The sequence below is a fragment of the Pseudarthrobacter adonitolis genome (assembly GCF_055412845.1).
In genome coordinates this window covers 66241-84284 of record NZ_JBVAYW010000009.1, presented here as the reverse complement: position 1 = coordinate 84284, position 18044 = coordinate 66241, and the positions used below count along the sequence as shown (strand labels likewise).

General features: G+C 62.9%; 19 protein-coding genes and 1 pseudogene. 9 read left to right on the top strand and 11 right to left on the bottom strand.

All coding sequences use genetic code 11. The features are described 5' to 3' along the window. Positions 1-40: 40 nt before the first annotated feature. The gene (locus ACZYZ4_RS11560) at positions 41-433 is read right to left on the bottom strand and encodes a VOC family protein (protein ID WP_463861027.1); all 393 of its coding nucleotides are present in this window, start codon (positions 431-433) and stop codon (positions 41-43) included. 131 nt (positions 434-564) lie between these two features. Here ACZYZ4_RS11560 and ACZYZ4_RS11555 point away from each other — a divergent pair, with 131 nt between their 5' ends. From ACZYZ4_RS11555 to ACZYZ4_RS11545, 3 genes are all read left to right on the top strand, one after another. After that, a complete protein-coding gene (locus ACZYZ4_RS11555) occupies positions 565-1536 on the top strand; it encodes a DNA-3-methyladenine glycosylase family protein (RefSeq protein WP_463860970.1) in 972 nt (323 codons plus the stop codon). Positions 1537-1717: 181 nt separating this feature from the next. Continuing rightward, on the top strand, positions 1718-2686 hold the full coding sequence (locus ACZYZ4_RS11550) for an ABC transporter ATP-binding protein (RefSeq protein ID WP_463860969.1): 969 nt from the start codon (positions 1718-1720) through the stop codon (positions 2684-2686). Further along, complete coding sequence (locus ACZYZ4_RS11545; protein ID WP_463860967.1) at positions 2686-3492, top strand: ABC transporter permease; 807 nt, start codon at positions 2686-2688, stop codon at positions 3490-3492. The genes ACZYZ4_RS11550 and ACZYZ4_RS11545 overlap by 1 nt, the downstream gene beginning before the upstream one ends. Here ACZYZ4_RS11545 and ACZYZ4_RS11540 read toward each other — a convergent pair. Next, the gene (locus tag ACZYZ4_RS11540) at positions 3485-5167 is read right to left on the bottom strand and encodes a LuxR C-terminal-related transcriptional regulator (protein WP_463860965.1); all 1683 of its coding nucleotides are present in this window, start codon (positions 5165-5167) and stop codon (positions 3485-3487) included. The two genes, ACZYZ4_RS11545 and ACZYZ4_RS11540, sit on opposite strands and share 8 nt — an antisense overlap. 192 nt (positions 5168-5359) lie before the next feature. On the opposite strand from ACZYZ4_RS11540, the gene ACZYZ4_RS11535 reads away from it, so the two are divergent. Further along, complete coding sequence (locus ACZYZ4_RS11535; RefSeq protein ID WP_463860963.1) at positions 5360-5782, top strand: ester cyclase; 423 nt, start codon at positions 5360-5362, stop codon at positions 5780-5782. Positions 5783-5816: 34 nt separating this feature from the next. On the opposite strand, the gene ACZYZ4_RS11530 is transcribed toward ACZYZ4_RS11535, so the two are convergent. After that, positions 5817-7493 carry an AMP-binding protein gene (locus ACZYZ4_RS11530; RefSeq protein ID WP_463860961.1) on the bottom strand — a complete coding sequence of 559 codons (1677 nt, stop codon included), beginning with the start codon at positions 7491-7493 and terminating at the stop codon, positions 5817-5819. Positions 7494-7596: 103 nt separating this feature from the next. Here ACZYZ4_RS11530 and ACZYZ4_RS11525 point away from each other — a divergent pair, with 103 nt between their 5' ends. Then, positions 7597-7875: a putative quinol monooxygenase gene (locus ACZYZ4_RS11525; protein ID WP_463860959.1), complete on the top strand. Its 279-nt coding sequence runs from the start codon at positions 7597-7599 to the stop codon at positions 7873-7875. A gap of 88 nt (positions 7876-7963) precedes the next feature. Here the strand turns inward: ACZYZ4_RS11525 and ACZYZ4_RS11520 are convergent, their stop codons facing one another. Then, positions 7964-8407 carry a thioredoxin family protein gene (locus tag ACZYZ4_RS11520; RefSeq protein WP_463860957.1) on the bottom strand — a complete coding sequence of 148 codons (444 nt, stop codon included), beginning with the start codon at positions 8405-8407 and terminating at the stop codon, positions 7964-7966. A 159-nt stretch (positions 8408-8566) separates the two neighbouring features. Between ACZYZ4_RS11520 and ACZYZ4_RS11515 the strand changes: the two genes are divergently transcribed. Both ACZYZ4_RS11515 and ACZYZ4_RS11510 read left to right on the top strand, forming a co-directional pair. After that, positions 8567-9505 (top strand): ABC transporter ATP-binding protein, encoded by a 939-nt coding sequence (locus ACZYZ4_RS11515; RefSeq protein ID WP_463860955.1) that lies wholly within the window; start codon positions 8567-8569, stop codon positions 9503-9505. Continuing rightward, entirely contained in the window at positions 9502-10302 is an 801-nt protein-coding gene (locus ACZYZ4_RS11510; RefSeq protein WP_463860953.1) for an ABC transporter permease subunit, read from the top strand. Before ACZYZ4_RS11515 ends, ACZYZ4_RS11510 begins: the two co-directional genes overlap by 4 nt. A 16-nt stretch (positions 10303-10318) precedes the next feature. On the opposite strand, the gene ACZYZ4_RS11505 is transcribed toward ACZYZ4_RS11510, so the two are convergent. Then, positions 10319-10873: an acyl-CoA thioesterase gene (locus ACZYZ4_RS11505; protein ID WP_463860951.1), complete on the bottom strand. Its 555-nt coding sequence runs from the start codon at positions 10871-10873 to the stop codon at positions 10319-10321. A gap of 268 nt (positions 10874-11141) precedes the next feature. Here ACZYZ4_RS11505 and ACZYZ4_RS11500 point away from each other — a divergent pair. Further along, positions 11142-11375 (top strand): annotated as a pseudogene (locus ACZYZ4_RS11500) (LysM peptidoglycan-binding domain-containing protein); the annotation flags it as partial. 104 nt (positions 11376-11479) lie between these two features. Here ACZYZ4_RS11500 and ACZYZ4_RS11495 read toward each other — a convergent pair. From ACZYZ4_RS11495 to ACZYZ4_RS11485, 3 genes are all read right to left on the bottom strand, one after another. Beyond that, on the bottom strand, positions 11480-11911 hold the full coding sequence (locus ACZYZ4_RS11495) for a CBS domain-containing protein (RefSeq protein WP_463860949.1): 432 nt from the start codon (positions 11909-11911) through the stop codon (positions 11480-11482). A gap of 452 nt (positions 11912-12363) precedes the next feature. Then, positions 12364-13641, bottom strand: a complete 1278-nt coding sequence (locus tag ACZYZ4_RS11490) for a hypothetical protein (RefSeq protein WP_463860947.1) — start codon at positions 13639-13641, stop codon at positions 12364-12366. Further along, positions 13638-14141 carry a hypothetical protein gene (locus tag ACZYZ4_RS11485; protein ID WP_463860946.1) on the bottom strand — a complete coding sequence of 168 codons (504 nt, stop codon included), beginning with the start codon at positions 14139-14141 and terminating at the stop codon, positions 13638-13640. The genes ACZYZ4_RS11490 and ACZYZ4_RS11485 overlap by 4 nt, the downstream gene beginning before the upstream one ends. Before the next feature lie 71 nt (positions 14142-14212). Between ACZYZ4_RS11485 and ACZYZ4_RS11480 the strand changes: the two genes are divergently transcribed. Continuing rightward, positions 14213-15157 (top strand): DUF4393 domain-containing protein, encoded by a 945-nt coding sequence (locus ACZYZ4_RS11480; protein ID WP_463860944.1) that lies wholly within the window; start codon positions 14213-14215, stop codon positions 15155-15157. Positions 15158-15182: 25 nt separating this feature from the next. Here ACZYZ4_RS11480 and ACZYZ4_RS11475 read toward each other — a convergent pair whose 3' ends face one another. The 3 genes from ACZYZ4_RS11475 to ACZYZ4_RS11465 form a co-directional block, all read right to left on the bottom strand. Further along, the gene (locus tag ACZYZ4_RS11475; RefSeq protein WP_463861025.1) at positions 15183-15416 is read right to left on the bottom strand and encodes a helix-turn-helix domain-containing protein; all 234 of its coding nucleotides are present in this window, start codon (positions 15414-15416) and stop codon (positions 15183-15185) included. 50 nt (positions 15417-15466) lie between these two features. Then, positions 15467-15859 (bottom strand): hypothetical protein, encoded by a 393-nt coding sequence (locus tag ACZYZ4_RS11470; protein ID WP_463860942.1) that lies wholly within the window; start codon positions 15857-15859, stop codon positions 15467-15469. Between the two features lie 122 nt (positions 15860-15981). Then, complete coding sequence (locus ACZYZ4_RS11465; protein WP_463860940.1) at positions 15982-18039, bottom strand: alpha/beta hydrolase; 2058 nt, start codon at positions 18037-18039, stop codon at positions 15982-15984. Positions 18040-18044 lie beyond the last annotated feature (5 nt).

Sequence of the window (18044 nt, the reverse complement as noted above, 5' to 3'; positions counted from 1 at the left end):
TACAAAGTTACCGCCTGCCGCCACAGGTCCTGCCCGGGGCTCAGCTCCCTGCCGAGGAATCTGTCTGCCAGAGGCCCAAGGTGTTGCCTTCGGTGTCCTTGAAATAGGCGTAATAGCCCATGCCGGGAACGGCGTCCTTTGCCTGGGCGACAGTACCCCCAGCGGATTCGACCTGCGCCAGCGCGGCGTCCACGTCCTCCACATCGATGGTGATGATGGGGGTCTTGAGGTTGTCCGTGCGGGGGAACAGGGCCCCGTTGATGGCCCCTGGCGCGCTTGGCGTGCCTGTCTGTTCGTCCGACGGCGTGGTGATGGCGATGGTGTAGTCCATCTCCTGCATGGGACTCAGGGTCCAGCCAAACGCGCTCTGGTAAAAGGTGTTGGCGCGTTGGTTGTCATCGGCGGGGATCTCGAAATGCACTACTCCAGCCACTGCGTGCTCCTTGGGTTGTGGAAGGGAAGGCGCGGACTCCCCGCGCCACACGATGGAGTCTAGTCCCGGCATCTTCGCTCTGTAAGGGGTCCGGAAGCTACGTTGTCAGCCCACCGTGGGACCATGAATACATGACCATCCTTGACGCCCCGTCCCGGCTTGCCGCCGCCGGGGATGCGTCCCTGCGGTGGTATCCGGACGGCCCGTACAGCCTGCACCAGACGCTGGGCACACTCCTGCGGGGTACGGGAGATCCGTCGTTTTCGTTCCGGCCGGACGGGATATGGACGGCGTTTACGACGCCGGACGGCCCGGTCACGCTGCGCCTCACCGCTGCCACGGATGGGGCTGTGGATGCCCAAGCCTGGGGTCCCGGTTCCGCCGCCGGACTCGCCGGGGTGCCCCTGCTCCTGGGCGCCGAGGACGACTGGTCGGCGTTTGACGAACCCCACTTCCATGCCACGCTCCCCCGGCTGGTCCGTGACGCCCGACGCCGGAACCTGGCTGTCCGGCTGCCCTCCACCGGGCGGGTGGTTGAATGCCTCGTGCCCACCATCCTCGAGCAGAAGGTCACCGTCATTGAGGCCCGCCGCGGCTACCGGTACCTGATGTACCGGTTCGGCTCACTTGCTCCGGCGGCCGGAAGCGCCGCGCCGGAAGGGCTCCGCGTCCAGCCCATCCCTGAGCAGTGGCTGCGCATCCCCTCGTGGGAATGGCACCAGGCCGGAGTGGGTCCCCAGCGTTCGGCGACCGTTATGCGGGCCTTGCGATCCGCCGTCGCGCTTGAACGGCTGGCCGCCTTGCCGGCGGCGGAGGCGGCAGCAAAGCTGCAGGTGATTCCCGGTATCGGGGTGTGGACCGCGGCCGAAGTGGTGCAGCGGACGCACGGCTGCCCTGACTCCATCGCGGTGGGCGACTACCACCTCGCCGCCTATGTGGGCGCCGCCCTCACCGGAAGACGGACGGATGACGCGGGCATGCTGGCCCTTCTTGAGCCGTGGACCGGGCACCGGCAGCGGGTGGTCCGGATGATCGGCCTGAGCGGTTTCCGTAAACCGACGTTCGGGCCGCGGATGACGATCCAGGACCATCGCCGGCACTGACGTCCCCGGGTTCTAGCGCTCAGGGCCACAAGTGTCCGTTCGTGCGGCCTTTGCATCGCCCCTTTTTCGTGGACTTCTTACCGTGGACTTCTTACCGTGGACTCGGGCCGCGGATGGGTATAGCGTGGCGCCATGGAGCCCCCACCAGAGCCCCGGAGTTCCGAGTTCTCTGGAGTCACCCATGATCCACACTGACAAGCTGACCAAAACTTTCGTCGTCAAGAAGGAAACGGTAGAAGCCGTCAAGGGAGTCGACATCGATGTTGCCCCGGGCGAGCTTGTCGCCTTCCTTGGCCCGAACGGCGCGGGCAAATCCACCACCCTCCGTATGCTCACCACGCTGCTCCGGCCCACTTCCGGCACGGCAACGGTCGCGGGCGTGGACGTCGCAGCGGACCCGGCCGGAGTACGCGCCCGGATCGGTTACATCGGCCAGGGCAACGGCGGCGGCCACAGCTTCCGGGTCATCGACGAACTGATCATGCAGGGCCGCTTCTACGGTATGAACTCCACGGATGCTGCCGCCCGGGCGCAGGAGCTGCTGAAATCCCTGGACCTGGCTGACCTCGCCAAACGCACCGTTATCAAGCTGTCCGGCGGGCAGCGGCGGCGGATGGACGTGGCCTTGGGCCTGATGCACTCCCCGCGGCTGCTGTTCCTGGATGAACCGTCCACCGGCATGGACCCGCAGAACCGGGCCAACCTATGGGAGCACATCATGCGGATGCGCGCCGAGCACGGCACCACCATCGTCCTGACCACGCACTACATGGACGAGGCCGATTCGATGTCCGAGCGCGTGATTGTGATTGACCACGGCCAGATCATCGCCGATGACACAGCCGCCCGGCTGAAGTCCAACCTCGCCGGTGACCTGCTGGCCGTTGAGGTTGCGGCGGATTCCGCAGCGGGCGTGCGCGGGCTGCTGGGGCGGGCCGCCGCGGGCGGTGAGGTCAACGAAAACTCGTACGACGGCGTGGTCCGCTTCCGTCTGCGGCTCACCGAAGGCGCACGGCTGGCGCCGGTGCTGCTGCAACAGATGAACGACGCCGGCGCTCCGGCCCAGTCCCTGGAGCTGAAATCGCCAACCCTGGACGACGTGTTCCTGGAGTTGACCGGCCGCAACCTGCGGGAGGGAGCAGACCGCTGATGGCTGTGCACAGCACCACCGAGATCATGGAAAGGCCGGGCCTCGTCCAGATCCTGCATGACACCAAATACGTGTTCTGGCGCGAGATGCTGCTGCCGCTGCGGGATCCGTTCTCGCTGGTCTTCTCGCTGCTCCAGCCTCTCGTGTTCCTGGGCCTTTTCGGGCCGTTGCTCGGCGCGGCCGTGGGCGCACCGGCATTCGGCGGCCAGTCCACACTCCAGTGGTTCCTGCCCGGCGTCGTGGTCATGATTGCCCTGTTCGGCACGTCCATGACCGGCTCCAACCTGCAGTATGAGCTGATGACCGGTTCGTACGAGCGGATTCTGGCCACGCCGCTGTCCCGTTCGTCGCTGATGATCGGGCGGGCGCTGAAGGAGTGGGCGCCGCTGGTGGTGCAGGGCTTGCTGATTGCCGTGGTCTGCATCCCGTTCGGCTTTGTCTTCTACCCGTTGCATGTGCTGTTCGGCCTGGTCGTCCTGGGCATTTTCGGCATCGGACTCGGCGCCCTCTCCTACGCGCTGGCCCTGGTATCGCAGAACAAGGAGTGGATCTTCTGGGGTGTGCAGCAGACGCTGCTCTTCCCGCTGATGATCCTGTCCGGCATCATGCTGCCCATCGAAGCCGGACCGGACTGGATGAAGACCGCCAGCCTCTTCAACCCCCTGACCTACCTGGTCAACGCTGAGCGCGAACTGTTCGCCGGCAGCGTCGGGACCGACACGTTCCTGGGCCTCCTCGCCGCATCGGGGACGGCCGCCGTCGGACTCGTTGTGGGCGTCCGGGCCATCAACCGCAACATCAATTAGAGCCCAGGCGGGCGGCGTAAACTGCAGCTTCAGCACGGTTGCGAAGGCCCAGCTTGTCCAGCACACTGCTTACGTGGGGGGCCACTGTCTTGTGGCTGATGAACAGCTGCCCCGCAATTTCAGGATTCGAATAGCCCTCAACCAGCAGCCCGAGGATTTCATGCTCACGCCGGGTGAGGACGCCGGCTTCGCGCGGAACCGATCTGCCCCCGGCGCCCCACGATCGCAGCAGTGCCGCTGCCGTATCGGCCTCATGGGACGCCCCCAGCTTGTCCAGCGCTGACAGGGCAGCGCGGGCTTCGGAGATAGCGAGCGTGGGCTGGCCTTGGGCGAAAACACTCGCAAGTTCGAGCCGCGTGCGCGCGGCTTCCAGCGGAAGCTCCAAGTGCCCGAACCATTTGAGGGCGTCTTCAAAGTAACCCGTGGCAGGCTCCAGCCGGCCCTCGGCAGCTGCCACCCGGCCTCTGGCCAGGGCGGCATGCGCGGACACCAAGCGTACTCCTCCGGCGCTGGCGTCAAGGTCGCCAAGGTGCTCGGCGGCCACTGCAGCAGCCGCAGGATTGCCTGCTGCCAGCTGAGCCTCCACCAGCAGGCTGCGTGCGCCCGCTGTTTCCAGAGAGGTCCGGTGCCCGCCGGCATGCAATGTAGGAACGACGTCGCCGGTACCCTCATTTTCCGAACGAAGCCAACGCTCTGCCAGGGCCACGGCCGCCACCGGTTCGTTGCTTCCGAGGGCCAGGCCCGCCGCCACCAGGCTGGTCTCGACCGGAGCGCCGATCCTCTCGATCAAAGCCCTGGCCTCGTCGAAATGTCCTTGGCGCAGACGGAGCTCGGCGAGACTCGCGATGGCCCTGTGGTACATACCGGGGAAGACGTCCTTCGTACTTGCCGCCGCATGCCGCAGCTCGTCCTCGGCTTCGGCCCAATGACCCGTCAGCAGGAGCACCCGCCCGTGGACCATGCGGCACTGAGCGTAAAGGTATGGACAGCCGTAGGCCCTCATGTAGTCATCTGCAGCCAGCGACCATTGGGTAGCCCGCCCGAGGTCGCTGAGGAGGTCGCAGACCGTCAGCATCGAGCAGCTCGCCATGACCACGGTGTAGAACGTCGTTCCATCGCCACCCAGGGCGCTGGCCATCGCCTCGTCCACGCAGCGAAGCCCGGCCTGGACCTCGCCACCCTTGACCAGGACCACCCCGCGCTCCGCAAGCGCGCAGACTGCCAGGTCCGGGTCGCCCAACTCATGGGACGTGGCCAGCGCGCGCTCGATCAGGTCGCGGCAGTGATGGGCATCCGTAGCCAGCAGCGCCGCGCAGTAATCAACCCAGGCCCGGGACAGTCCGTCGCCGGGCCCGGCCATGCTCTCCGCACGGGCAAGCCAGCCCCGCGCCGCGGCCTCGTTGCCAAGGGACATCCCGTAGACAAGGCACAGCCATACAGCGGAATCGATTGCCTCCGGAACATTGCCAGCACGGCGGCTGGCAGCGTAGGCGCGCTCACGGCAGCGGACGCTTTCACCAAGGTCGCCGAGAAAAAAGAGGGCGTCGCCCAAGCCTGCGAGCGCGCCCGGCGATCCGGTGCCCGAGAGAACCTCCTCAAACGCGGCGCGCGCATCCACCCACCGCCCCGCTTCCAGTGCCGCGTAGCCTCTCGCTGTCACTTCCTCCAGCGTCACGATTCAATTAGAGCACTTCACACTGCCGTTCCCTAGGGACGGAACTACGGGCGCGGGCCGCGGGATCCGCCCTATGGGCGCCGCCGGCATCGGTCAGGAAATGGGTCAGTTGACCGATCCGCCCGGCCTTGGAGCCCGGCAGTCTGGAGTTGTCCCGAACAGCGGACAACAGGACCATTCAAGGAGCAAACGATGAGCGCAGACGTAATTGCCAGGTCAGTGGAGGCCCTTAACTCTCATGATGCGAAGGCCTTTGCGGCAACCTATGCCGTGGACGCGGTTGTCAACGACCCGCTCTACCCGCAGCCGTTGAAGGGGCGGGACGCCATTGAGCAGGACATGGTGGAACTCCTGCGGGCCTTCCCCGACGTCAGTCTCACCGTGGGGCCCCTGTTCCAGGACGGCGAGACGTTCGCAGCCGAGTACACCCTGCGCGGGACGCATCAGGGACCATTGGCATCGCCCGGTGGCGAGATTCCCGCCACCGGAAAATCCTTCATCAATAACGCGGCTGTCTTCTCGAAGTTCAATGCTGAAGGGGAAGTCACCGAGGAACGCCGCTACTACGATGTTGCCGGCCTCATGGCGCAGCTTGGGGTGACCCCGGGAACCTGAGCCGACAACCTCCCCTCGACGAGACTGCTGGCCGTTAGAGCCCCAGCCGGGCCACGGCTTCCTCGCGCATCTCCACCTTGCGGATCTTCCCCGAAACGGTCATCGGGAAGCTTTCGCGGACGTCCACGTAGCGCGGGATCTTGTAGTGTGCCAGCTTCCCGCGGCAGAAGTCGGCCACGGCGGACGCGTCCAGCGGTTCCGCGCCCGGCGTGAGGATGATGCAGGCCATCAGTTCCTCGCCGTACTTGGCATCGGGCACCCCGATCACCTGCACGTCCTGGATGGACGGGTGGCTATACAGGAACTCCTCGATCTCGCGCGGATAGATGTTTTCTCCGCCGCGGATCACCAGGTCCTTGATCCGGCCTTCGATCACCACGTAGCCGTCGTCGTCCATCCGGGCGAGGTCGCCGGTGTGCATCCAGCCGTCGGCGTCGATGGCTTCCGCGGTCTTGTCCGGCTGGGCCCAGTAACCGGCCATCACGGCGTAACCCCGGGTGCACAGCTCGCCGATCTCGCCCCGCTCCAGCACCTCGCCGCTGCCATGGTCCACGATCTGGCTTTCCAGCCTGGGCATGGTGCGGCCCACGGTCTCGGTGCGCTGCTGCAGGGTGTCACCGTTCCGGGTCATGGTGGACACCGGGGAGGTCTCGGTCATGCCGTAGCAAATGGCCACATCCACCATGCGCATCTCCGAGATCACCCGGTTCATCACGTCGATGGGGCACACCGATCCTGCCATGACGCCGGTGCGGAGCGTGGCCAGGTCGTAGGAGGCAAAGTCCGGCAGCGCCAGCTCGGCGATGAACATGGTGGGCACGCCGTACAGCGATGTCCCGCCGAAGTCCTGGACCGCTTCCAGCGCCGCCGCCGGCGTGAAGCCGCGCCCGGGGATGATGGTGGCCGCGCCGTGGCTGAGGGCTGCCAGATTGCCGATCACCATCCCGAAGCAGTGGTAGAACGGCACCGGAATCACCACCCGGTCATGTTCCGTGTAGCCCAGCAGCTCCCCGATCGAGTACCCGTTGTTCAGGATGTTGTGGTGCGTCAGCGTTGCGCCCTTGGGGAAGCCCGTGGTCCCGGAGGTGTACTGCAGGTTGATGGGATCGTGCGGGTCCAGCTCCGCCATGCGGGCTTTCAGGCCGGAATGGCCGACGGCGTCAGCCCGCTTGAGCAGCTCGGCGTAAGTCAGCTCCGCGTCGCTTTGGGGGTCACCTGCGTCGAGCCCGTCCATTCCGTGATCCGGCAGGAACACCAGCTCCCGCAGGTCCGGGCAGTCGGCGAGCGCCTGGCGCGCCATGCCTACATAGTCGCTGCTCCGGTCCGACGGTGCCGCCACCAGCATCCGCATACCGTTCTGCTTCACCGCAAACTCCAGTTCGTGGCTCCGGTAGGCCGGGTTCACGTTCACCAGGATGGCACCCACCTTGGCCGTGGCGTACTGCAGAAGGGTCCATTCGGCGCAGTTCGGGCTCCAGATGCCCACCCGGTCCCCCTTGGCCACCCCCGAGGCGAGGAGCGCACGCGCGAGGCGATCGACGTCGTCGTTCATTTTGGTGTAGCTCCAGCGGCGGGCGTCAGCGCCCGGCACCGGCGCGGCCTCGATCAGCGCGTCGTGGAAGGGGAACCGGGCCACCACCAGCTCGAAGTTCTGGCCGATGGTTTCCTCGAGGAGCGGGACGTCAGTGTCCCCGGCTGTGTAAGCGCGCATGGTGGCACGCTACCAACAGGAGCCGGGCCAGAGAAGCGCAACAGGAGGGTGTCCGCGCGTAAACAGGGCGGACCGCCTGCATCGGCCCGGTATTGTGAAATCCATGAGTGCACCCATCGACCTGCAGACAACGTTCATCCCCAACGACGGCGAGTTCTTCCGCGTGAAGCTCGCCCTGGAAATCGCCATCGACGAGGTGGTGAACGAACCCGGCTGCATCCGCTACGAGCTGACCGAGGCCACCGAGGCCAAGCTGGTCCTCACGGAACGATGGGCGTCCGAGGAGGATCTCGACAAGCACTCCAAGGGCACGGCCGTCCAGGACCTGAACGAATCGCTGAGCGCGCTGCTGGCCGAGCCCGTGCAGCTGGAACGCCTGTAACCTTCAGTCAAGAATCGGTTAAAGCGAAGCGGGGTTTCTCACTGAGAGGCCCCGCTTCGAGGTTTAAGGAAGGTTCACCCTTCCGGAATCACGCCTCAGGGATCTGCGTGCCGTCCTGGGGGCCGGCGCTCTTGGTGGCGCCCGGGTTGCTTTCCGCGGCCGCTTCAGCTTCCGCCTGCGAGCGCGCCACATGGGCGTGGACCTCGTCCATGTCCAGGGCCTTGACTGCGTCGATGACCTGCTCCAGCTGCTGGGCGTTCAACGCACCCGGCTGGGAGAAGACCAGCACCTTTTCGCGGAAGGCCATCAGCGTGGGGATGGAGGTGATCCCGGCCTCGGCTGCGAGCAGCTGCTCTGCCTCGGTGTCCACCTTGGTGAAGGCGACGTCCGGGTGCTTCTCGGAAACGGCTGAATACGTGGGCCCAAACTGCTTGCAGGGCCCACACCATTCGGCCCAGAAGTCAACGAGCACAATGTCGTTGCCTTCGATGGTCGATGCGAACTGTTCGCCGGTGATGTCAAGGGTAGCCATGGTTCAACGGTACGCGAGGGCACCATGGATGTCGCGGCCGGCGGTGCGCTGTTCGCTTCCCGCGTCATCGGGAATATCCGCGGCTGGCCGTGTACACCGGACGTTGGGAAGCCTACTCTTGGGCTCATCAGCCGCTGACTGCCGCACACAGGAGGGCGCATGGCCCGCGCAATCTCCACCAGGTCCCTCACAAAGAAATTCGGCCGGCGGGAAGTGCTCCACGGGGTGGATTTCAGCGTGGAGGCAGGTTCCGTGTTCGGCGTGATCGGCCCCAACGGAGCGGGCAAGACCACCACCATGCGCTGCCTGCTGGACATCATCCGCCCGACATCCGGGGAGGTCCTCGTGCTGGGTACGGATCCCCGGGTGGGAGGTCCGGAACTCCGCCGCCGGATCGGCTACCTCCCCGGCGAGCTGTTCCTCGAAGGACGTGTCACGGGCCGCAAACTCCTGGCCCACTACCAGGCCATCAGCGGTCCCGTGGCGCGGGGCCGGATCGATGAGCTGGCCGAACGGCTGGCCCTGGACCTGGACCGCCACACGCGCAAGCTTTCCAAGGGAAACAAGCAGAAACTGGGGCTGGTCCAGGCATTCATGCACGATCCCGAGCTGCTGGTCCTCGATGAGCCCACCAGCGGCCTGGATCCGCTGGTCCAGCAGGAGTTCCACGCCATGGTGCGGGAGGCGCAGAACAAGGGGCAGACCATCTTCCTGAGTTCGCACGTCCTCAGTGAGGTGCAGCAGACCGCTGACACGGTGGCCATCCTGCGGGACGGCCAGATCGTCACCGTCGAGTCCGTCAGCAGCCTGCGCGAAGGCGCGGTGCGCCACCTTCGGCTGATGGCTAACGGGATAACAGCGCACGACGCCGGTGCGCTGCTGGGCGGGGTGCCCGGCGTCGGGCATGTTGAGGTGCTGGAGTCCGGCGGCAGCGTCACCCTTTCGGCGACCGTGGAGGGGGCCATCCAGCCGCTGGTCAGGGCCCTGGGCGCTCTGGAGCTGACGGACCTGGTGCTGGAGGAACCGGATCTTGAGGAGTCGGTACTCAAGATGTACTCAAGTCCGGCAGAAACGGACCAGCGGGACGCCGCGCGATGAGCACCACCCTGCCGATCTTCCGCCGGGCCTTCTTTGATTCCTGGCGCTCCACCGCGGCGTGGGCCGCGGGCCTGGCCGCCGCCACGTTCCTCTACCTGCCGCTGTACCCGTCCATCGGCGGGAGTGCGCAGATGCAGGACATGATCGATGCGCTGCCTGCGGAAATGACCAAGGCCATGAACTACGACCAGATCGCCTCCGGCCCCGGCTACACCCAAGCCACGTTGTTCGGTCTGATCGGCTTCCTGCTGATGACCATCGCCTCCGTTTCCTGGGGAGCCGCCGCGGTGGGCGGCAACGAGGAGTCCGGCCAGATGGAGCTCACGCTCGCCCACGGTGTGACGCGTGTCCAGGTGGTGCTGGAGCGCGCGCTTTCCCTGTTTCTACGGGTGGTGTTGCTCGCAGCGCTGGTCTTTGTGCTTGTCCGGCTGCTCAATGATTCGGCCCAGCTAGACATCCGGCCGGAGAACCTCTTCGGCGCGGCTGTGCTTTTCTCCGGTCTTGCCCTCCTGAGCGGAACTGCCGCCCTGTGCGTGGGCGCTGTATCCGGCCGGCGGACCTATGGCCTGGCCGCCGGTGCCGCAGTGGGGGTCCTGGGATACGTCTTCAACGCGGTGGGACGTCAGAGCGCGGACGTGGAGTGGCTGCTGAACCTGAGCCCCTACCACTGGGCATACGGCAATTCGCCGGTGGCCAACGGGGCGGACTGGGCGGTTGCCGCGTGGCTCTGGGGCATCTCGGCAGCCCTGGTGGCGCTGGCCGCCGCGGCGCTGCACCGGCGCGACGTCGGGGCGTAGCCGCCATGATGTACGTCTAGGCCCGCGCTTCCCACAGGTGCGGGGCCGGCGTCCGACTGCCCGGAAGGGCGTTGGTCTCGCGCCATTCGTGGATCCACTCGGGAAGTTCCAGCTCGGCAGGAGGCTGGCCAAATTCGCGCAGGATCTCCTCCTGGCTCACCGGCCTGCCCTTGCTGACCAAGCGGGTGGCGATGTAGGCACGCGCATAAATCTCGCCGTCGGACACCATACGCTGCTCAAAGTAGATGGCCTTGGCATCCAGGCCGATGATCTTTGTTTCGATGGTGTACTGCTGCCACAGCTGCAGCGACTTCCGGAAGGCGATGGTCTCCCCCGCTGCTACCGGGCTCCAGCCACGCCGGCGCATTGTCTTCCACACGCCGCTGCGGACCATCAGGTCAAACCGGCCCAGGTCCATAAGGGAAAAGTACATGCCGTTGTTGACGTGCATGGCGATGTCGATGTCGGTGGGCAGGACCCGCAGCGGCAGGGACGACGAGTCCCAGATAGTCAGTGCGGAGCGGCGGGCGGACGTGAACAGCATCAGGAGGGTTCGCAGAAGCAGGTGCATGCTCCAATGTTACCCACCAGTAACTTGCTGGCAAGTCCGCAGGATCGAGCAGCCACGTAGGATTTTCCTGGCGGCGTATGCGTGGCAGGTGATTGGCCGCGTAGAGGGCAACGGCGCGGAATGGCTTGAGACGGTGATGTGGCTGACGTGGGGTATTTTCGCCCTCGACTACGCCGCGAACCTGTGGCTGGACACGGACCCCCGCCGCGGGTTCTTCCGGAACCTGCACGCACTCCTGATCGTGGCCCTTCCATTCTTCCGACCGCTGCTTTTCATCACGGAGCACGATTTCTGCGGCGGGTGGGCGCGTTTCTCCGGCATCGGCGTGGGCGAGACCGTCAGCATTCCGGGCTACGGGACGTACACGGCGACAGCCAGGGGCCGGGTCCCCAACCCGGGAACCACCAACGATGTCATCGCGGTATTCGGCGGGTTCCCCCGGGCCATCCTGCAGACCTGCATCCCCGGGACCAACCAGATGCTCCTGATCGCGCTCAACTAGGCTGCGGTCCAGCCCAGTTCGCGGTCCAGCTTTTCCGAACTTGTTCGCGGTTCCGAACCTTAAGGCAAGGAGCCGCGAACAAGGCCATGCGGGAATTTGTCTGACTACGCAGACATCGGGTGGCGTTCCGAAATGTGCTCCACCAGTTCGCCCACGCGCTCCTCGGTGTAGTTGCGCGCAATGTCGCCCTGGCTGATGATGCCGACCAACTTATGGTCGGCGATGACCGGGAGCCGCCGGATTTGGTGCCTTTCCATGATGTCGATGGCGGCATCAACATTGGCATCGGCGTCCACCCAGTGAGGGCTGCCTGTGGCGAGGTCGCGGGCCAGCATCTCGCGTGGATCACGGCCGGCAGCAACGCACTTGAGCACGATGTCGCGGTCGGTGATCATGCCCTTCAACTTGCCGTCATCGCCGCAGATCGGCAGCGATCCGCAGTCCAGATCCATCATCATCCGGGCGGCATCTGCGAGGGACTGATGCTCCTTAATACACTGTGCATCCGTGGTCATAAATTCACGTACAACGCTCATTGGTTCTCCTTCATCGATTGATGTATCGACACAGGGCATCGGGGGCACGTGCGCCGATGTTGCCAGCCTACGCCGAGGCCAAGGCTGATGTCGACGACGATTTCTCCCCGATTTTGGGCACAAAAAAACCTCCGGAACCTGGTGGTTCCGGAGGCTTTTCCTTGGGTGGCAGATGAGGGATTCGAACCCCCGTAGGCGTTGCCAGCTGATTTACAGTCATTTGACACGCGTAACCTGCCGGAACCGCCCGAACCTTCTAGCCTGTCATTCCAAGGGATTTGGCGGTTCGACCAGGTTGACCGTCACCGCCCGTAACCAGTGATCATCGGCGTTGTGTGCTCACGTGGTGATCACGTCCGGGGTTATTGGCCGCCATGCCAATGCCCACGGGATAATGTTCGGCGCCTCAGGTTCCGGGTGAAGGGCCAGCGCTCTATGTCATATCACGACCCCTAAAAGGGCAACTTGGGTACCTCAGTTAGCTCGCCTGTGTTGGTGAGGACGGGGGCGTCGTTCTCGAAGGAACAGTCCTCCACGCGCACTCCTTTGGCCATCACAGTCATCCCTTCTCTGATGGCATCAAATTCTTCGAAGACGTTTCCTTCGAAACGGCAATGTTTGAAGTACGCTCCCTCGCTTATCAGCAAGAACGTCCCCGACCTGAAGGTGCAGTTGTAAAAATGGGCCGTGCTGCCCGGAACATTCAAACTGAAGCTGGCTCCGTCAAGCATCAAGTTCCGCACAAAGAACTCTGGCCGCTTCGAATACTCGTCCGTTCCCTTCCTATTTGCGACGCTCAACCGTCCGCTCAGCAAGATACAGTCTGCTATGACGAGGCTGCTGCCGTTGGAAAGACTAAGGTCTTCCACCGCTACGTTCCCTCCCCTGGTCTCCACCTGTCCTAAGTAGTAGCCACGCGCTGCCAGACGTCCCCCGCGAATGAGCAGGGAACCGCCTGTTTTTACAACTACTTTGCTTAGGGATGGCAAGCTTCCAGGCTCAACGAGGACAACTCGGGACTGGCTCCAAGACCTCTCCTCCGGGCAGTCAGGCCGCAACCGGGTCAGAACCACATCGAGGGTGGCAGCCACTAACTCCTGCCGGACACCTTCCTCTTGAGCGGATTGCCCAGACCTGAAGTATGCTCCGAGCAAATCGATACAGACTTGTCTTTCAGCCTCGTTTTCATTCGCGGCCCAGTCATCCGCCAATGCAGCAAGGCTGTAGATGCCTGCAAGCCGTACAGGCAGATGACTGGAACCTAGCTGTTCAGCAGTTTGGGCATACCGCGTCCTCAACTCAGCAGTGACGGCATCCTTTCGGCGTTCCTGGTCGAGTCCGTGCTGCTTTGTAGAAAGTTGCAGGGCTTCAGCCGCCGTCTCCTGTGCCTTGGCGGCAGTGCGCTGAGCCTCCGCGCCGATTCGCTGCGTTTCTTCGGCGGTTTGCTGCCGTCGGTAGGAGAAAAAGAGTGTGACGCCCACGCCGAGCGCGGCAGCCGCTGTCACAGCGTTTCTGACAACCTCAAACCACTTGTCCTGGCTCAACTTTGGCTCCTGAGTGGGCCACCACCAAGTTCCCGTCTCGTAAGCAGCGAAGAGCCAGATCGTTCCACCCACTACACCGAGGGAAGCAATGAAACCCCAAACGAATACGAGGTGAAGCTTCATCGGTTCACGCTGGGCGGCTGGTTTAATGTCCGGCCTGATTCCGGCGTCTAGCTCGACGTTCACGACAGCCCTACCAAGTGGCTTCCGCTCACCGGGTATTCGGGAACCTTGATGTTCAGGTCATGTTGCGCCAAAGCAACAAATGCCTGCTTTTTTTCGAGGTATTGGTCAATCGCAGCCCTGAACTCAGACCGCTCATCCAGGGAGGTGTCGAAGACAATTGCGTGGAATATCTGGTCGCAGATGGTTTCCACCTCCCTGGCAACTTCTCGAACGGGGCCAGGTGCCAGCAACTCCAGTGCGCCAAGTTGTGCATTGCTGAAGGCTGCGAAAGTTTCGTCCTTGCTGACCTGTCCTCCCCGGTAACCAGAGCAGGCGACCACGAGCGCTTGGGCGAGGTTCAAATAGTTTCCGTAAGCCTCAACTTTTTGATCCCTACGCCACTTGTCATGCTCGTCGTTATTGGATGCAACTCGGTTGTACACACCAAAAGCACCTGCTACCAGTCCACCACCAAACGCGCTAGCCACAATGGTCGGGAGGAAAGCACTCAGTTCAGTCATGGGTTCATGCTAAGCGGTCACTGGGGCGGGTCCGCTCTCGTGGTTCGGAGTCACCCCGATATGCTGTGGCGATGACTGGGGAACAGATAATTGGGGCTGCCGGAGTAGTGGCAGGGCGAATCGTGCATGAGACCGCCAAAGATATACGGGATACCGAGCAGACCATCCGGCAGGAGCTAGTAGCGGCGGCAAAGGAAACAGAGCCTTTCAAGCAAGCTGCTCATCTCCGCGCCAAGCGGATCGCAGTAAAGGAAGCTGTTTTCCTTCAGGTCTTTCGGCCAATCAGAAAAATGCTCGGCCTGAGCGCCGAATACTTCGAGCACGGCTTTGAAGAGGATATGCGGCCCCGTGTCGAAGCAATCCCGGAGGAACACAGGGTTGCGCCGAAACCGTCCATAGCCGCACCTGCCATGCAAGGGCTTGCGTTTAGCCTAGATGAGCCAGAACTGAGGAAGCTCTACCTGGACTTGCTCGCTTCAGCCTCCGATGACCGCCAGAACAGCGGTGTGCACCCTGCGTTCGTCGAAGTCATTCGCCAACTTACGGCGGAAGAAATCCCTGTGCTCAAGTACCCTCTTGCAACCTTAGCTCTGGCGGTAGCCAGCGTCATCGGTAAAACAAAGGAGGGGGCACAACTCAAACTCCGCTCTCACCTGATTGAAGTAGTGGACACGTGCCCTGGACTCAACTCGATCCCTGAGCTTTTGCCGACGTACGTAGATAACTGGGTTCGCTTAGGACTGGTGGAAGTTCAATATGACGAGCACCTTGCGCGTGCAGCAGCCTACGACTGGGTGGAGGAACACCCGGACTTCAAGGCTGCAAAAGAAGCTCAGCGCGATCCAGACATCATCAGCGTCGAATTTGTCCGGGGAATCCTGCGCCCCACGGCCTTCGGTGTGGCCTTCGCGAAGGCGGTTGGGATGGAAAAGTCCGAGGCGTATCTGGACTACGTAAACGATCAAGTGCGCACTTCCGTAGCCTCACAGTCAAAAGCGACGGAAGCTCAGGGATGACAGGGGCCACAGCGAGCTTCTCTGCTCAGGCGTTTAGGTAGCGGTAGACGGACGGCTCCGAGATGCGGAACAACTCAGCCAGCCGTGACACGGTGAAGCCTTGGGCCCGGAGAGTCTTCAGTTCGCCTACTTTAGACTCGTCCAGGAGCTTCCGGCGACCCCCTCTGGAACCGCGTGCCCTGGCAGCTGTTTGACATGGAAGAACGGCTTGGACTCGTTGTCGTTTGGCTCGAACTGAATTGAATCTCTCTGGATTGATTTAGCGACGCCACCTGGCCCAGACCGTCAGCTTTCCGTGCAGCCGGACTTCTAGCGGAATTTCGCTTCCGGGTCGGAAAAACAACGGGTATTCCCGCCGAGGGCGATGCCGTATTTGCCTGTGGTAAGTCCCATGACGAACTTTTTGGGGCCGAACACGCCGGTTCTTCTGACAAAGTTTTCGCCTCCGTCGGTGTGTTGCGTGACGGTGAAACCGGTAGTCTCAAACTCGGTCTTGACCTTGTCGTGGAGAGAATCCATTTCTTCCCGGCTCAGCGGGCTCCGATGGGCATCGAATGAGACTTGGGTGCCCTCTGTCCCGTCAGGGAGGGGGCAAACCATTCCTGGTTTGTCGGGTGTAATTTTTGTCCAGTCGCCGGGGGCGAGGGCTTGAATTTTGGTGAAGATGTCGAGGTACTCTTCGCGGGCTTGTTCTGATCCCATGGTCTGCTCCGCAGTGCTGGTAGGAGGATTGGTGGTCGTTGTGGTCCCGCACCCTGAAAGGGTGAGAAGAACGATCGCTGCGGCGGGAAGGACACGCCTGCACCGACGGCGGAGTTTGGTGGTCATCGTTTCGCATTCGTGAGTTGATCGTCCAGGCCGAGAGAGATCTTGGCTTGGTTAATGCTTGACTCGGTTCCCCTGTCGAAGTATCCGTAGATGCCGTTCTCGCCTTCAGTTTGTCCGCCATGGGTCTTCGTTGGGTGCTCGATAGTGCCATCCGGCGCTGTGGCACCGTCAGTGCCAAACGTGACCGCGCCGAACTCTGGGTCGGTGGTGTATTTGCGGTACCAGCCCACGCCATGCCCGATTCCTGCTGTGAAGTCCACGTTGTAGCTTCCCCGATAAACAGTGCCGCCGGGATTCAGGTGGAAATCAGTCACGGAGGTCACGTTATCAGGGGCACCAATATCACCTACGAGGACGAGGTTATCGACAGGCAGCCCAGCTTTTGCTGCTTCCATGGCCCCAAGGGAACCCATGGAGTGCCCTACGGCTGTTGTCATGGCCGCGTTGCCAAGGTTTTGATGAACAGCGTTGAACCCGGTCAGGTCCTTGCTAAGGGCCGTCCCAACGACCTTTGCCTGGTCGTTGCTGAAGACACCAAGCTCACGCGCCGGTTCAACACCTATCCAGGCAACAACAGCAACACGATCTGGGTCGATCCCATGAGGAACAGCAAGTTCACGTTGATCCAATCGTTGATCATTGGCCTGCTTGGTCTTGGAAGCCATGTCATGGCCAATGATGGTGTTCAAGCCGGGGACCTGGTAGGTGGCATTCGTGGCAGCGTCGAGGTCTCCGACTGAGATGGACGCACCGTACCCGGTGTCTGATCCTTGCTTCAGACCAAAAGGTATAAAGCTCACTAGCTGAAAATCCGATGACTCGTCATCGACTTCGGCGACCTTCTTCGTGCCATCGGTGTTGTAGAGAGTTTCCCAGATCTTGTTGACCATGCCTTCCTGCGAGACTTCATCAACTTCGCCGACGTGGTCCTGGCGGTACGTCTTCCAGTGGTCGTGGAGCATCTCCAACTTTTTCCGGTTGGCGATATCGCGGGCGGTCGCGGTGACACCGCTCAGGTTCCCGATGACCCCGGGCAAAGCATCAATCAGGAGGTGCTGGATTTCACTGACGGTAACTTTCCTGGTATCGGTGTTGACTGTTTGGCCGAGGCTGGACCACCAGGTCGCCGTCACCACGGGGTCCAGTCCTGGTTGACTCAGGAGCTCCTGGAGCCGGGCGGTGTTGCCACCTTTACCGAGCCAGGCTTTCAGCTGCGCGGCACTCATGGTCCCGAGGACGTTCAAACTGACGTGCCCCGGGGGCGCGAACTCTATGAAAAGCCCGTTCAGAACACTGTCAGACACAGCGCCGCTGCCTGCCGTTTCGAACGCGGTGGCGATCTGCTCTATCCAGTCAGCATCAGCGGCGTTTACTTCCAGCAACTGCTCGAAACCAGTCACAAACGACGCAGTCTCGATGTTGACCCAGGAACACACTGCGGTGAATCCGCTCCACGCGGTGCGGACCCTGGTGCACTCTGCGTTCAGGATGTTCGTGGAGGTGCGGGACAGGGAGGCGAATCCGCGCAGCTTTCCTGGATCAGCCGAGGTCGTTCCACCTCCTGATCCGCCCGCGAACCGATCACGGTCGCGCGGGGAAAACGCTGCTGAAATCGTCGGTGCCGCTACGGGCATTCCCTCGGGCATCGGGTCAACGATCATGGTTGCAAGGGCCACGGACTTGTGCACAAGATCCCCGGACAAGAGTTCCTGTTGACGGACATCGTCGCGTTGCCGCCAAGCACCCATTTCCTTCTGCCGGGATTTCTCTTGCTCGGCTTTAACTTTTGCGTCGCGGACGTCATCAGCCAGAGCAGCCAGAACACCGGCAAGCCTGCCGCGATCATCGGACCTGATGCCACACGCCTCGGTGAACAAGCGCGCATAGCCGCCCTCAAAGTCCTGCATGGCATGATCCACAGCACCGCCCAGGAAGCCGCCCTCAGCACGCAGAACCTGCTCCGCCGAGTCAGCAGCACTCATCAGCGCATCAGCTGCACCAACGTCAAAAGCAATCCCCATGCCCGTCCCCCCCCAACAGAACAATAAATCCAATGATT